Source organism: Banduia mediterranea (genome assembly GCF_031846245.1).
Taxonomy (GTDB): domain Bacteria; phylum Pseudomonadota; class Gammaproteobacteria; order Nevskiales; family Nevskiaceae; genus Banduia; species Banduia mediterranea.
This window is the reverse complement of the sequence record NZ_JAVRIC010000001.1, coordinates 15,075-29,876: the sequence shown is the minus strand read 5'-3', so window position 1 is coordinate 29,876 and position 14,802 is coordinate 15,075. Positions and strand designations below refer to the sequence as shown.

General features: G+C 62.2%; 14 protein-coding genes and 1 pseudogene. 8 read left to right on the top strand and 7 right to left on the bottom strand.

Annotation, left to right across the window (positions count from 1 at the left end; translation table 11 throughout):
• Window positions 1–127: 127 nt before the first annotated feature.
• The 3 genes from dnaN to gyrB all read left to right on the top strand — a co-directional run bounded on the left by dnaN (window position 128) and on the right by gyrB (window position 4,827).
• Window positions 128–1,228 carry a DNA polymerase III subunit beta gene (dnaN, locus tag RM530_RS00145; RefSeq protein ID WP_311363173.1) on the top strand — a complete coding sequence of 367 codons (1,101 nt, stop codon included), beginning with the start codon at window positions 128–130 and terminating at the stop codon, window positions 1,226–1,228.
• Window positions 1,229–1,242: 14 nt separating this feature from the next.
• Entirely contained in the window at window positions 1,243–2,325 is a 1,083-nt protein-coding gene (gene recF, locus RM530_RS00140; RefSeq protein ID WP_311363172.1) for a DNA replication/repair protein RecF, read from the top strand.
• Window positions 2,326–2,421: 96 nt separating this feature from the next.
• The gene (gyrB, locus tag RM530_RS00135; protein ID WP_349256132.1) at window positions 2,422–4,827 is read left to right on the top strand and encodes a DNA topoisomerase (ATP-hydrolyzing) subunit B; all 2,406 of its coding nucleotides are present in this window, start codon (window positions 2,422–2,424) and stop codon (window positions 4,825–4,827) included.
• A 171-nt stretch (window positions 4,828–4,998) separates the two neighbouring features.
• Here gyrB and RM530_RS00130 read toward each other — a convergent pair whose 3' ends face one another.
• A complete protein-coding gene (locus RM530_RS00130; RefSeq protein ID WP_311363170.1) occupies window positions 4,999–6,546 on the bottom strand; it encodes an amidase in 1,548 nt (515 codons plus the stop codon).
• Window positions 6,547–6,794: 248 nt separating this feature from the next.
• On the opposite strand from RM530_RS00130, the gene RM530_RS00125 reads away from it, so the two are divergent.
• Together RM530_RS00125 and RM530_RS00120 are read left to right on the top strand one after the other, a co-directional pair.
• Window positions 6,795–7,013 (top strand): DegV family protein, encoded by a 219-nt coding sequence (locus tag RM530_RS00125; RefSeq protein ID WP_311363169.1) that lies wholly within the window; start codon window positions 6,795–6,797, stop codon window positions 7,011–7,013.
• On the top strand, window positions 7,010–7,777 hold the full coding sequence (locus RM530_RS00120) for a ParA family protein (protein WP_311363168.1): 768 nt from the start codon (window positions 7,010–7,012) through the stop codon (window positions 7,775–7,777). Before RM530_RS00125 ends, RM530_RS00120 begins: the two co-directional genes overlap by 4 nt.
• An 18-nt stretch (window positions 7,778–7,795) precedes the next feature.
• Here RM530_RS00120 and RM530_RS00115 read toward each other — a convergent pair whose 3' ends face one another.
• The 3 genes from RM530_RS00115 to RM530_RS00105 form a co-directional block, all read right to left on the bottom strand.
• Window positions 7,796–8,878, bottom strand: coding sequence for a 5-(carboxyamino)imidazole ribonucleotide synthase (locus RM530_RS00115; RefSeq protein ID WP_311363167.1), 1,083 nt, complete (start codon window positions 8,876–8,878; stop codon window positions 7,796–7,798).
• A complete protein-coding gene (gene purE, locus RM530_RS00110) occupies window positions 8,875–9,336 on the bottom strand; it encodes a 5-(carboxyamino)imidazole ribonucleotide mutase (RefSeq protein WP_311363423.1) in 462 nt (153 codons plus the stop codon). The genes RM530_RS00115 and purE overlap by 4 nt, the downstream gene beginning before the upstream one ends.
• Before the next feature lie 134 nt (window positions 9,337–9,470).
• On the bottom strand, window positions 9,471–10,229 hold the full coding sequence (locus RM530_RS00105; protein WP_311363166.1) for an SIMPL domain-containing protein: 759 nt from the start codon (window positions 10,227–10,229) through the stop codon (window positions 9,471–9,473).
• A 132-nt stretch (window positions 10,230–10,361) separates the two neighbouring features.
• On the opposite strand from RM530_RS00105, the gene sufT reads away from it, so the two are divergent.
• Both sufT and apaG read left to right on the top strand, forming a co-directional pair.
• Window positions 10,362–10,910 carry a putative Fe-S cluster assembly protein SufT gene (sufT, locus tag RM530_RS00100; RefSeq protein WP_311363165.1) on the top strand — a complete coding sequence of 183 codons (549 nt, stop codon included), beginning with the start codon at window positions 10,362–10,364 and terminating at the stop codon, window positions 10,908–10,910.
• 22 nt (window positions 10,911–10,932) lie between these two features.
• Entirely contained in the window at window positions 10,933–11,319 is a 387-nt protein-coding gene (gene apaG / locus RM530_RS00095) for a Co2+/Mg2+ efflux protein ApaG (protein ID WP_311363164.1), read from the top strand.
• On the opposite strand, the gene RM530_RS00090 is transcribed toward apaG, so the two are convergent.
• Both RM530_RS00090 and mutM read right to left on the bottom strand, forming a co-directional pair.
• Window positions 11,312–12,625, bottom strand: a complete 1,314-nt coding sequence (locus tag RM530_RS00090; RefSeq protein ID WP_311363163.1) for an NADH:flavin oxidoreductase/NADH oxidase family protein — start codon at window positions 12,623–12,625, stop codon at window positions 11,312–11,314. The genes apaG and RM530_RS00090 overlap by 8 nt on opposite strands.
• A 107-nt stretch (window positions 12,626–12,732) precedes the next feature.
• A complete protein-coding gene (gene mutM / locus RM530_RS00085; protein WP_311363162.1) occupies window positions 12,733–13,548 on the bottom strand; it encodes a bifunctional DNA-formamidopyrimidine glycosylase/DNA-(apurinic or apyrimidinic site) lyase in 816 nt (271 codons plus the stop codon).
• A gap of 75 nt (window positions 13,549–13,623) precedes the next feature.
• Here mutM and RM530_RS00080 point away from each other — a divergent pair.
• Window positions 13,624–13,905, top strand: a pseudogene (locus tag RM530_RS00080) (GNAT family N-acetyltransferase); the annotation flags it as partial.
• Here the strand turns inward: RM530_RS00080 and RM530_RS00075 are convergent.
• Entirely contained in the window at window positions 13,902–14,795 is an 894-nt protein-coding gene (locus tag RM530_RS00075) for a DUF4340 domain-containing protein (RefSeq protein ID WP_311363160.1), read from the bottom strand. The pseudogene RM530_RS00080 and the gene RM530_RS00075 sit on opposite strands and share 4 nt — an antisense overlap.
• Window positions 14,796–14,802 lie beyond the last annotated feature (7 nt).

Here is a 14,802-nt window from a genome sequence, read left to right as displayed (position 1 = left end):
TTTGAATGAAGTAAGCCGTTGTTGTTTATACTTTTATTCTTGTTTTGCAGGGCAGAGGCAGCGGGCTAATCATCACTGTCTTTCCTTACAAGATAAAAAGATATTTATTAAGCGAACAGGAACACACATGAAGCTCGAAGTAGGGCGAAACGAATTGCTGAGTTCACTGCAGTCAGTGATTGGCGTTGTCGAACGGCGGCAGACCTTGCCTGTGCTCTCCAATCTGCTTTTTGATGTCGGGGAAGAAGATCTTGTTGTCACAGGTACCGACCTGGAACTGGAACTGGTCAGTCGCGCCCGTGTACGCACAGTCCAACCGGGGAAAACCACGATTCCAGCGCGCAAGCTCAATGATATTTGCAGAGGTCTTCCTGAAGGCGCGGAGATAACGATTGACGCCAGCGCGGATAAGGCGATCCTCAAATCAGGTCGAAGTCGCTTTACGCTCGCCACCCTGAGAGCGGAAGAGTTTCCAGCGTTCGGAATTGCAGAAGGTGGTCAATCACTGACCATGTCCCAGAAGGCGTTGCGGCGTTTGATTGATCGCACGCAGTTCGCCATGGCGGCCCAGGACGTTCGTTACTACCTCAACGGTTTGCTTCTGCACATCAGCCCCAAGCGAGTTCGCGCCGTGGCTACGGATGGTCATCGCCTGGCGATGAGCGAAGTGATGATGGACACGGGTTTCAGTGATGACCTGCAAGTGATCCTGCCGCGCAAGACCGTGCTTGAATTGCAGCGTTTACTCGAAAGCAGTGACGAGATCGTGCAGATGCGTATCGGCGACGGACAGTTCCAGGCTGATGTCGACACGATTCGATTGACCTCCAAGTTGATCGACGGTCGTTTTCCAGACTATGAACGCGTGGTTCCAGAAGGTGGCGACAAGCGGCTCACGGCCAACCGTGAACGCATGCGGCAGGCGCTGGGTCGTGCCGCGATTCTCGCCAACGAGAAGTTTCGTGGCGTTCGGCTGCAGCTTGAGAACAATAAGCTCAGCTTGCAGACCCATAACCCGGAGCACGAAGAAGCCGAGGAAGAATTGGAAGTCGACTACAGCGGTGCGCCCCTGGAGATCGGCTTCAATGTGGTTTATTTGCTGGATGCGCTGGGCGTAATGGATACAGACGATTTCATCATGGACCTTAAATCTGCCGATAGTAGCGGCCTGATTCAGGAGAGCAGCGATGGTGACTGCCGTTACGTCGTGATGCCGATGCGTCTCTGATCACCGGTCAGGCAATGTGGTTAAGTGCCCTGGCGGCTCAGAATTTCCGCTGTCTGGAAAAGTATTCGATTGAGCCGCATGCGCGGCTCAATCTTTTTGTGGGCGCCAATGCGGCAGGGAAGACCAGCCTGCTGGAAAGCATATTTGTGTTGGGACGCGCACGCTCGTTTCGCGGCTCGTCTGCTGGGGAGCTAGCCGGCCCTGCCGGTCAGCATTGGGGCGTGCGCGGCCGACTCCAGAGCGCAGATGATGGTACGCCCGGTTCAGCGATGCTGATGCGCTGGCAGAACGGTCAAACATCTGTTCACATCGATTCGCATGAGGCCAAGCGAGCGGAGCTTGTGGAGCGCCTGCCGATTCAGGTGATTGATCCAGCGCAGCATCGGTTACTGGAAGACGGGCCGGGCTATCGTCGGCGATACCTGGATTGGGGCGTGTTCCACGTGGAACATCGCTTCTTGAAGGTGTGGCGGACCTACGAGCGCGCGTTGCGACAACGAAACCAGGCCTTGCGACAAAGCGCCAGCGACCGGCTGCTGCGCGCTTGGGACAATGATCTCATCAACTCCGCAGTGCAGGTTGCCGAGCTGCGCAAGGCGTACCTTGAGCGTTTGCGGCCAATATTGAACCACCACGTAGGACGCCTGCTCGGGATTGAACGGTGGACCGTCGAGCTTCAGCAAGGGTGGCGTCGGGAACTCGGCTTCGCTGAGGCCCTGGATGCCGGCCGCGATCGTGACCGACGAATGCGGCAAACCGTTGAAGGGCCGCATCGCGCCGAACTTCGGATTCGCTTCGGTGAACACAGCGTTCGCAATCATGTGAGCCGCGGACAGCAAAAGATGCTGATCGCGGCCCTGGTGCTGGCACAGGCCGAATTGATCCGGATCGAACGTGGTGCACCCCCGATACTGTTGATCGATGACCTCCCAGCCGAACTTGGGGCGGAATTCCAAAGTCGCTTTGTCGACGTTCTCAAGACTTATGAAGGTCAGCTTTTTATTACGGCCTTGCAGATCGATCCGGGTTTGCAGGCATTGCTCGGCGGCACACTGTTCCACGTGGAACAAGGGCAGGTTCGTTCCCGAGACGATTGATCGCCGGCCTGGGAACATCAAACGGGGCTTCCCCGCTTGATCGGCGGGGGCTGGGCTGCCTGGGGTATAATCGACGCTTTAACGTGCCCGCTTTTTATGACCTCCAACGACAACACATACGACTCTCGCAGCATCCGGGTTCTCAAGGGACTGGAAGCTGTTCGCCAGCGCCCTGGCATGTATATCGGTGATACCGATGACGGTACCGGCCTGCATCACATGGTCTTCGAGGTCGTCGATAATTCAATCGACGAGGCACTTGCTGGTTATTGCACCGAGATTCTAGTGGTTTTGCAGGCGGGGGGCAGCGTGCTGGTCACGGACAATGGTCGTGGCATTCCTGTCGATGTGCATGAGGAGGAAGGGCGATCCGCCGCAGAAGTCATCATGACGGTGTTGCATGCCGGCGGTAAGTTCGGCGGCAGCGGATACAAGGTCTCTGGTGGTTTGCATGGCGTGGGTGTGTCCGTCGTCAATGCGCTTTCCGAAAATCTGCGCCTGGACATTTATCGCGACGGCTATCATCACCATCAAGAGTACCGGGAAGGTGTTCCGCTCGAGCCGATGGCAAGAGGCGAGGCTACGGACAAGCGTGGTTCGAGCGTGCGGTTCTTTCCCAGCAAGGCTGTTTTCACCAACATCGAATTCCATTATGAGATCCTGGCCCGGCGGCTACGCGAGCTGTCGTTCCTGAATTCGGGTGTTCGCATTGTTCTGCGCGACGAACGCGACGAGCTGCGGGAAGACGTCTTCGAATACAAGGGAGGAATTGCGGCCTTTGTCGAATACCTGAATCGCAACAAGACGCCGGCGCACGATTCCATCATTTACGTGGACGTGGATCATGACGGAACACGGGTCGAATGCGCGCTTCAGTGGAACGATTCCTATCAGGAGAACGTCTTCTGCTTTACGAACAACATTCCGCAGAAGGACGGCGGTTCTCATTTGACCGGTTTTCGCAATGCCTTGACGCGCACTTTGGGTGATTACCTCGAAAGCGAGGGATTGGCCAAACGCGAGAAGGTGACGATGATCGGTGAGGACACGCGTGAGGGCCTGACGGCGGTGTTGTCGGTCAAGGTGCGTGATCCCAAGTTCTCGTCGCAAACCAAGGAAAAGTTGGTATCCAGCGAAGTGACGCCGATCGTCGCCAATGTGGTGACCGACAAACTCAAGGAATTTCTGCTTGAGAACCCGCGCCACGCCAAGATCATTGGTGGCAAGGTTGTCGAAGCCGCACGCGCGCGTGAAGCGGCGCGCAAGGCCAAAGAACTCAACCGACGCAAGTCCGTGCTCGATATTGCCGGACTGCCCGGCAAGCTTGCAGACTGCCAGGAGAAGGACCCAGCCAAGTCGGAACTGTTCCTGGTCGAGGGCGATTCCGCAGGCGGTTCTGCCAAGCAGGGTCGCGACCGTCATTTTCAGGCGATTCTGCCTTTGAAAGGCAAGATTCTGAACGTGGAAAAAGCACGTCTGGAAAAAATGCTGTCATCGGTCGAAGTCGGGACGCTGATTACCGCGCTGGGTTGCGGCATCGGTGCCGACGAGATGAAGCCGGAAAAGCTGCGCTATCACCGCATCATCATCATGACCGACGCCGACGTGGACGGTGCACATATCAGGACGCTGCTGCTGACCTTCTTTTATCGGCACATGTACAGCCTGATTGAAGGCGGACACATCTACATTGCGCAGCCGCCGCTGTACAAGCTCAAATCCGGCAAGAGCGAAGCCTATGTGAAGGACGATGAAGAACTGTCGGACTTCCTGATGCGGGCTGCGCTGAACAACAGCAAGTTGATCGCGCGCGGCGGTGCCGAGGCGGTCGAGGCCGACGAACTGCTTCGGCTCGTAAGCGAATATTCAAATATAAACAATATGTTGTCGAAGATCGCGCGTCGTTACGATCTTTTCCAGCTTGAAGCGATTCGAGCCAATGCGCCGCTGCCGGAAGCCTATGGCGAACTGCCAGCCTGGGGCGAAAAGCTCGCTGCCTGGCTCAATGACCGCGGCCGGGAACGGGGCAGCTTCAAGGTCGAAACGCGGGCCGATCAGAACGGGCCGGCGGTCAGTGTGACCCGTCTGACCCATGGCCTGACGCATACCATCAATTTCACGCCGGAGTTCTTCGCTGGTGCGGAATATCGGCGGATCGCCGAACAACAGCGTGAATTCATGGCGTTGATCGGTGAGGGCGCGACGATACAGCGTGGCGAGCGCAGCAAGAATGTCGCCACGTTCGCCGAAGCCTACGAATGGCTGCTGGTGGAAGCGCGGCGCGGGCTCAGCATTCAGCGCTATAAGGGTCTGGGCGAGATGAATCCCGAGCAGCTGCGCGAGACCACACTCGACCCCAAGCAACGCCGCCTGGTGCAGGTCAAGATCGAAGACGCGGTGGCGGCCGACCAGATGTTCACCACGCTGATGGGCGAACACGTCGAACCGCGTCGCGAGTTCATTGAGAAGTACGCGCTGTTGGTGGGTAATCTGGACGTCTGATAGGCGTTAAACCTCGGTTTCAGCCGACACGTTTGCCTTTGCTTCGCTCCGGAAAAGCCGTGGCGTTCGGTCTCGCGTGAAGGCTGCCAAGACCCAAGGCTGAGTCACGACACTATTCTTATTCCTGCGCCTTTGCGCGAGAAACAGACAAGTTCGTGCGCGATCACTTCGTTACGGAGCCGGACCCGGCAACATCGGTGTTTGCCGGATGTTTGTCTTGTGCTCGTAGTCATTCGCAAACTGCAGTAGCGAGGGCTCGCTCCAGGCGGGTCCGAAAAAGCTGACACCGACCGGCAGGCCGTGCAGATAGCCCGCTGGCACGGTGATGTGCGGGTAGCCGGATACAGCCGGCGCCGTCGATGCGTTGCCGCCGGGGTAGTGATCGCCGTTGACCAAATCGATCGTCCAAGCGGCGCCCACCGTGGGTGCGATCAGGGCATCGAGCCGGTGCCTGCGGATCGCGGCATCGATACCGTCCGGCCCCGCCAGACGCTGTGCGCGCTCCTTCGCTTTCAGATACTCCGGCGAGTCCAGGCTTGCTTTCTCGTTCGCCGCCAGGAACAGCTCTTGCCTGAAATACGGCATCTCCTGTTGCGGATGGGCACGGTTGTAGTCGATCAGCGCACCCAGATCCTGCGGCGCCTCGGGGCGTGTGGCGAGGTAGTGCGCCAAGCCGTCCTTGAACTCGTAGAGCAGTACGGTAAATTCGTCGTCACCAAGACTTTCGTCGAGTTCGAGGTTTGCCGGATCGACGATCACGGCGCCTGCGGCACGCAGCGCGACGATGGCCTGCTCGAAGACGACATCCACACCTTCGTGAAAGCCGGCGAGATCGCGCGCAACACCGATGCGCGCGCCACGCAGTGCCTGTCTGTCTTTCAGCAAAGCCGGGTAGTCGGGAATCGAGCGCTCGTTCAAAGCGTCAGTGGCTGGGTCTTCGGCATCGGCGCCGGCAATCACCGCGAGCACAATGGCGGCGTCGGCGACGCTGCGCGCCATCGGGCCGGCAGTGTCCTGGCTGGCCGAGATCGGCACGATGCCGCGACGCGACACCAGTCCGATCGTTGGCTTGATTCCGACGATGCCGTTGACGCTGCTGGGGCAGACGATCGATCCATCGGTTTCGGTGCCGATTGCCACGACCGCGAAGCCGGCAGCGACCGCCACGCCGGAACCTGAACTGGAGCCGCAGGGGCTGCGCGCCGGATCGTAGGGATTCAGCGTCTGGCCGCCGCGACCGCTCCAGCCGCTGGACGAGCGCGATGAGCGGAAGTTGGCCCATTCGCTGAGATTGGTCTTGCCGAGAATGACCGCACCGGCGTCGCGCAGCCGCTGCACGATAGACGCGTCCTCACTCGGCCGATCATTCATCAATGCCAGCGAACCGGCGCTGGTATGCATGCGGTCTGCGGTGTCGATATTGTCCTTGAGCAGGATCGGAATGCCGTGCATCGCACTGCGCGGTCCGTGTTTGAGGCGCTCCGCGTCCAGCCGATCGGCGATGGTCAGGGCGTCCGGATTCAGTTCGATGACGCTGTTGAGTGTGGGTCCGTGTCGGTCCAAGGCGTCGATGCGTCGCAGGAAATGCTCGACCAGTTCATGCGAGCTGAGCCGCCCGGCGTCCATTTCCGCTTGCAGCGTGGTGATGTCGGCCTCGTGCAGGGCCGTGGCCGCGGACAGGCACCAGGCCGACGGCGATATGGCAAGCAGCAGCAGCATGCAAAATCGCCGGGCGGCAGGCGACCGCGAGCGTGCTTGGAATTCCATCCGGGGCTTCCCCTTGAGCATTCTGGACAGCGGTACTCTGCGGTGCCGGCACGGCTGCGGCAAGCCGGGAAAATCGGGTCGTCTCGATTCCGCCGGTCGTTGCAGCGCCAGGGATGATCTCCAGGGATGATCTGTGTTTCGCGTCGCCGAGATGTTCAAGAACAAGATCGGGAGGAAAGAACCAGATGCGCATAGGAATCGTGGCGGACGCCAGCTGTGATTTGCCGCAGGAGTTCATTCGACAGCACGGCATTCGAATACTGCCGATCAGCATCCGTCTCGGTAACGAAATGCTGTCCTATAGCGCCGAGCAGATTCGCGCCGTGTTCCTGGAACGCTCGGCATCGCGTTCGCCCGTGATCATGTACCTTTTGCATCCTGAGCCGCTCGATCGGCGTCCCTTAAAATCCGACCAATGACGATGCAAACGCTCGCGCTGTACAACCTCAAGGGAGGTGTCGGCAAGACCGCCGCCGCCGTCAACATGGCCTGTCTCGCCGCCGCATCCGGCCTGCACACCCTGTTGTTCGATCTGGATGCCCAGGGTGCCGCCAGCTGGTATCTGGAAGCCGAAGAGACCGCTGCCAAGGCGCGCAAGCTGATCGACGGTTCCACGCCGGTGGGCCGGCTGGTCCAGCCCACGGCCTTCGAGCGGCTGTCACTGATTCCGGCCGACTTCTCGTTCCGTTCGCTGGACGTGCTGATGAAGAAGGCGGACCGGCCGCGTCAGGTCCTGAGCCGCCTGCTCAAGCCGTTCTCGGAGCAGTACCAGCTGGTCGTGCTGGACTGTCCGCCGACGATCTCGCACCTCGCCGAGGCAATTTTCGAAGCCTCGGACCTGATTCTGGTGCCGGTGGTGCCGACGCATCTGTCGGTACGGGCGCTGGAACAGCTGCGTGAATACTTCCGCAGCAAGAACCTGGACGAGACCAAGCTCAAGCCGTTCTACTCGATGGTCGACCGTCGTCGTCATCTCCACAACGAATTGCTCGACCATCCCCCGCCTGCGATGGCCGGTGCCTGTCGAACCTCGATTCCGTACTCCTCGATGGTCGAACGCATGGGCGAATACCGTGCGCCGCTGGCAACCTACGCGCCGGGCCTGCACGTGGCAAACCTGGCCTACGATGCGCTCTGGAAAGAAGCTCAGCGCAGTCTCAAGCGCTTGCAGCAGCCGGACTGAAGCGCGCCGCGCCGCCGCTCAGCTCAAGCAGAGCCGTTCGACGGCGGCCACACGATCCTGCAGCGTTCGATGATCCGGCGCCATGATATTGGCGTGGCCGACCTTGCGCAGTGGCTTCGGGGTCTTTCCGTAGAGGTGCAGATGCAGTTCCGGAATCGCCAGCAGCTGTTCCGTGGGCGGAACCTCGCCGATGAAATTGATCATTGCGCAGGGTGCGCGCAGGCGGGTTTCGCCCAGAGGCAGCCCGGCGATCGCGCGCAGATGGTTCTCGAACTGCGAACAGACCGCGCCGTCCATCGTCCAATGCCCCGAGTTGTGTACCCGCGGTGCAATTTCGTTCGCGTACAGCTCATCGCCGACCACGAAGAACTCGAAGGCCATCACGCCCACGTAGTCCAGATGTTCCAGCACGCGCAGCGTGTAGTCCTCGGCCAGGGCCTGCAGCGCGTCGTGCGCTCTGGGGGTGGAAACACGCAGAATGCCGTCGCGGTGCACGTTCTCGCTCAGCGGATAGAAGGCGGTGGTACCGTCGGCGGCGCGCACGCCGATCATCGAGACCTCGCGCTGATAGTCGACGAAGGCTTCGTAGATCAGCGGACGGGAGCCGAGTGATTCCCAGGCGGCGGCGACATCGGCTTCACCGCGAATGATCTTCTGGCCCTTGCCGTCGTAGCCGAAGCGCCGTGTCTTGACGATGCCGGGCGTACCGATGTCCCGGGTCGCGGCGCGCAACTGTTCCAGGCTGCCCACCGAGACATTGCCGGCAACCGGAATGCCCAAGGAGGTGAACAGCTGCTTTTCCGAGCAGCGGTCCTGAGCGGCGATCAGCGCACGAGGATGCGGCATCAGCGGCTTGAGGCCGCCGACGAAGCCGGCGGTGAAGGCCGGCACGTTCTCGAATTCGTAGGTCGCCACATCGATCTGTTCGCAGAAACGGGCGAGTGCGGATTCGTCCTCGTAGTCCGCGTGCAGGTGCGTGCCCAGCGGAGCGGCGCAGGCATCCGTGGCCGGATCGAGGAACGTGAATTCGAGATCCAGTGGATAGCCTGCCAGGGCCAGCATGCGTCCCAGCTGGCCGGCGCCGAGAATCCCGATCTTCACGGCAGCTGCGCTGCGTCGAGCACGTCTTGGGTCTGCGCGTCCCGAAATTGTTGCAGGCGCTGCGCCAAAGCGGTGTCGCCGGTGGCCAGCATCGCGGCGGCGAACAGCGCGGCATTGACCGCGCCGGCGCGGCCGATCGCAAAGCTGGCCACCGGAATACCGGCTGGCATCTGCACGATCGACAGCAGCGAATCCATGCCCGACAGTGCCTTGGACTGTACCGGCACGCCGAGGACCGGAAGCATGGTCTTGGCGGCCGTCATGCCGGGCAGATGCGCGGCGCCGCCGGCGCCGGCAATGATCACGCGCAGCCCGCGCGCCTGGGCTGTCTGCGCGTATTCGAACAGACGATCCGGCGTGCGGTGCGCAGACACCACCTCGGCTTCATAGGGCAGCTGCAGCCGATCGAGTATCTCGGTGGCGTGCGACATCGTCTCCCAATCGGAGCGCGAGCCCATGATCACGCCAACCAACGCCTTGCTTTCGGCCACCTTGGATCTGCCCCTTGCTGCGGAGAAAGCGACGGATTATGGCACTGCGGCGCCTGTGCCGAAAGGCGCCATGCTCGATCGGGTCCGCCGCGGCCTGGCTCCTACGGCTGGAGTTCGAACTCCGCGTGCACGTTGGCCTGGAACTCGATCTCGCCGGTGGAGATGCCCATGCCGGAATTGCCGCTTTCGGCCGAGTCCGCGACCATCCGCGAAGCCTTCATCATCGGCACGGGCGGTGCGCTCATGCCGTCGTCCGCCGACAGCCTAAGCACCGGTCCAAGCGCCACGCCCAGGGTCTTGGCGAGCAGCGCGGCCTTTTCCTGCGCGTCCTGCGTGGCCTTGACCAGGGCTTCGCGCTGCAGCGACTTGGCGCGCGAGGATTCCAGCGTCGGCGGGGAAATCTCGTTGATGCCGGCGCCGGTGGCGGCTTGCAGCAGATCGCCGAGCTTGCCCAACTCCTTGAGCGAGACCACGATGCCGCGGCGCACGCGATAGCCGACCATTTTCTGCTTGCGCGTTTCCTCGTCCCAGACGTACTCGGGCCGCACGCTGACCGCGCCGCTGGCGAGATCCTTGTCGCTGATGCCGAGCTTGCGCGCCGCCGCCAGAAAATCGCGAACGCTGCGGCTGACCGAGGCCTCCGCCGTGTCCAGTTTCGCGTCCACGATGTCCACGGCCATGCTCACGGAAGCCTGGTCGGGCTGGGTGTGTACCGAACCGTTGCCGGAAACCGAGATCGCGCGGGGGGGCATCGGCGGCGGATTCTGCGCCAGTGCGAGCGCCGGGCTCAGACACAGGGCGGCGACCGCCAGGGTCAGGACGAATCGCAACGATGTGGCGGATGTAGGAACAACGGTCATTGGAATTCTCCTTGTTCGGGGGCACGGGGCTGGCGAAGCTTACACGCGAGATCGTGACGCGGATGCGGGCACCACGCCGGAGGTTTAGACTGTTCGGCTCTGCAAGCCGTTCGAATCAACGATTTCCATACGATGCAAGAAACCCAGGAAACAGTCGCTCTGACGCGTGACGTCGTCGCCGCGCTGGTCCCGTCCGGCCAGAAAGTCGAACTGCCCGAAGGCGCCAAGGCCACGGTCACGCAGGCGCTCGGCAGCAGCTTCACCGTGCTGGTGGAAGGCCATATGTTCCGTATCGAAGGCAAAGATGCGGACGTGATCGGGCGCGAGCCGCCGGCCACGGTCGAGATCCCCGCCGAGGCCAGCGACGAGGACGTCGAGAAAGCCTGCTGGGCGCAGCTCAAGACCTGCTACGACCCGGAGATTCCGATCGATATTGTCGAACTCGGATTGATCTATGAATGCCGGCTCGACAAGCAGGACGACGGTTCGCGCCGTGCCTCGGTGCAGATGACGCTGACCGCGCCGGGCTGCGGCATGGGTGATTTTCTGGTCAATGACGTGCGTAGCAAGCTGCTCGAAGTTCCGACCGTTGAGGACGCAGAGGTCGAACTGACTTTCGATCCGCCGTGGACGCGCGAGATGATGTCCGAAACCGCGCAGCTTGCGCTGGGCATGTTCTGAATCGATCCGGACCGAACTTCGAATGTCTGACACAGTCACCCGTGGCATCCGCATTCTGGTCCGGCCTCGCTATATCGAGGAACAGTCTGATCCCGAGAACGAGCGCTGGCTGTTCGCCTACCACGTGACGATCCGCAACGAGGGCGACAGGACCGTGCAGTTGTTGAGCCGCCACTGGATCATCACCAATGGTCAGGGACAGACCGAGGATGTGCGCGGCCCCGGCGTGGTCGGCCATCAACCGACGCTGGCACCCGGCGAACAGTTCGAATACACCAGCGCCTGTCCGCTGGAAACGCCGGTGGGCACCATGCACGGCAGTTTCCAGATGGCCGTGATTGGCTTCACCGAATGCTTCGACGCCGCGATCCGCCCCTTCCGGCTCGCCGTGCCGCAGTTGCTCAACTGAGCCCGCGTCGCGATCGCCAAAGCCGCACCGCGCCGCTGAGTTCATCACGCAGATAGCGCAGGAACGCCCACAGCACGCCGTGTTCGGGTTGCGGTGCCAGCCCGTCCGCGAGGCGCAGCATCTGTTGTCCCGCCCAGGCCTGGCTGCCGAGCACGTTGATCAGTTTGAGCGGCAGAATCGGACTGGCGGCCGACAGCCATTTGGCGCGACCCAGGCGCAGCCCTTGCTCGTAGGTATCGAGCATTTCGATCTCGCCGGACAGCAGGCGGGACGGGGCCTCGGGGTCGGTCGCCAGCGGACGCGCCAGACCGATGACATCGCAGGCCCCTTCGTCGATCGCCTCGCACATTCCGGCGCGTGAGCGGAAGCCGCCGGTCAGCATTACCGGCATGGTCGCCACCGTCTTGATCGCGCGGGCATAGTCCAGGAAATAGGCCTCGCGCTGGCGCGTGCTGGATTGCTCCGGCACGGCCGAATCGGCACGGCCCGAGAAGCCCAGCAAGCGCGGTTGCTCATAGGTTCCGCCGGAGACTTCAAGCAGGTCCAGCTGCTCGGCATTGAGCCATTCCACGAGTTTCAGGCACTCGATGTTGCTGAAGCCGCCCTTGCGGAAATCATCCGAATTCAACTTCAGGCCCACGCAGAAATCGGCGCCGACGCGTGCCCGCACCGCGCGCAGGGTTTCGATCAGAAAGCGGGCACGATTTTCCAGGCTGCCGCCCCAGGCGTCCTCGCGTTGGTTGGTGATCGGAGACAGGAACGAGGACAGCAGATAACCATGCGCGGAGTGAATCTGTACACCGGTGAAGCCGGTGTCGCGCGCAAGCTCGGCCACCCGCGCGAAGCGGTCCACGAAATCCAGAATTTCCGATTCTTCGAGCGCGCGTGGCCGTGCGTAGTTGCCGAGCAGGTCCAGGCTCACCGCCGAAGGCGCCAGCGGGCGTCGCGTCAGATAGCGCGGCGACTGTCGCCCGGCATGCGAGATCTGCATCCACAGATGATTGCCGCCCTCGGTGCCGGCACGCGCCCAGCGGCGCAGTCGCTCCAACGCTTCATCGCTGACGCCGTGCCGAACGTCGAGGCAGACATTGCCTGCCCGCTCCAGCACCTCGCGATCGATCATCACATTGCCGCTGAGCAGCAGCCCGGCGCCGCCCAGTGACCAGGTTCGGTACAGGCGTTCGTGGCGTTCGGTGGCGCGCAGCTTCGCGTCCGCCATACCTTCGGTCATCGCCGCCTTGCATAGACGGTTCGGCAGACGCGCACCGCACGGCAGCGTCAGCGGCTGCGCCAGTGGATCGATCATCGGTTTCCCCGCTCCGGTTCGCGCGGAGTATGCCCGGCACCCGACAGCCGCTCATGACAGATCGTGCCAAGTACCCGGCTTTTGTCTCGCGCAGAGGCGCAATGCGCTCAGCGCTGGCAGCTTGGACACCAGCAACTCGAACGCTGGCCGATCACCGCGTGGCGGATGATCGAGCCGCAGACATGGCAGGGCAGACCTTCGCGGCCGTAAACGTAGAGATCCTGCTGGAAGTAGCCGGGATTGCCGTCCGCGCCGAAGAAGTCGCGCAGCGTGGTGCCGCCGGCGCGAATCGCGTCGGCCAGGGTCTGACGCGTGGCTTCGGCCAGTTGCTGATATTCGCGGCGGGACACGCGGCCGGCCGCGCGCAAGGGTCGGATGCCGGCGCGAAACAGGGCTTCTGCGGCGTAGATGTTGCCGGCGCCGACGACGATGCGACCGTCCATGAGAAAGGTCTTGACGGCGGCGATGCGTCCGCGCGAACGCCGGAACAGATAGTCGCCGTCGAAGGCTTCGTCGAACGGCTCCGGGCCCATCGCGCGGAGCAGCGGATGCTCGGGCTCGTTCTTGGGCCACAGCAGTGCCGCACCGAAGCGGCGTGGGTCGTGGAAACGCAGCAATACATCGCCGCTGAGCAAGAGGTCGAGATGGTCATGCTTGTGCAGCGGCTCATTGGCCGGCAGCACGAACAGCCGCCCGGACATGCCCATGTGCAGCATCAGTTGGTCCTCACCCACGTCCAACAGCAGGTATTTGCCGCGGCGAGCGGTCGCGTGCACGGTACGCCCGCTCAGGCGCGCCTCCAGATCCTCGGGAATCGGCCAGCGCAGGCGGCGGTCGCGCACGGTGACGCGTTCGATGCGTCGGCCGAGCACATGCGGCTCGATGCCACGGCGTATCGTCTCGACTTCGGGCAGTTCAGGCACGGTGCGTCTGGAGCTGGCAGGCTTTGCGCAAGGCGGCGGCGCAGCATAGCGCAGGCGCCGTTCCTCACATCGATCGTGCAGCGCAGCGCCGTCAATACCGAATGCAAGTTGCTGTTGTTGCAGCATGCGTACGAGACGCTCGAAACCGTCGCCGTGGAGTTTCGTAAGCACTGGATGAATCGCGCCTCACCTGCGGCGATCGCGCGGCTCGGGGCGAAGCAGGATGGCGTGCTGCGCAATCACCAGCGCCTCGCGGATGGCAGCTATCGCGATACCGTGGTGTTCTCGATCATCGAATCGGAATGGCCCGGTGTGAAGCGCCATCTGCAGTCGGCACTGGATTCGCGCGATCTCTAATCGGGCCCCTCCGCAGTCGGCGCTGCCTCCGTTGTCTCCGGTTCATCGGCGGCCGCATCGGTGGCCGGCGGCAGCCGCAGCAGTTCATCGGCCAGCGCCTTGGACAGGTGGTAGCGCACGCCGTAGTCCGGCCGCTCCAATATCAACTGGGGTTCGTGCGCAGCCACGGTCAGATGAATCTGACGACCGTCCTCCAGAACCAGTGTGAGCGGGTCTCCGCCTCCGGTCTCCGGTATCGCTTCGTTCCACATCGCGCGTGCGCGCGACCAGGCGTCGACCAGCGCTTCGATTCGTTCCGAAGTGGCTTCGGGCCGCTCCGGTTCGGACTGCCAGCGATCGTCCTTGCGTACCAGAACCAGGTTCGGCAGTTCGATACGGCTCAGTCGTGCACCGTCCGGCAACAGGGTCTTGGCGACGAGGTCGGAAGGGTCCTCGTCGAAGGCGGCCGAGCCGAGATCGTCGATCAGGGCCACCGCGTCGTCCAGCATCACATAGCGCTGGTGTTGCAGCGGCTCGGTATCGCCGAAATCGATCACGCGGTTGTTGAGCGTGACCGTGTATTTCGGCGGTGACAGTCCGAGCCCGGCCAGATCGGTTCCGGCGGCCGGGAATTGCTTGTGCACTGGAGTGTCAGCCAGCGCCAACAGCGCATTGACCTCGAAGTTGTCGGCGCGTGCCTCGACCGGTGAGCTCAGACGCCAGTCACCGTCCTGTTTGACCAGCACGGTTGGCGCCTGCTGCGGGTGATCGATCTGCACACGTTCGACATCGGCGGCTGCAAGCGCGGTCAACGGCGTCTCTTCCTCGTCCTGTTCGTCACCGAAATACAGGACGGCGCCGAGCCCGAGAAGCAGCACCAGCAGTGCGAGGTTGAGGTATTTGCGGTTCATCGGCAGT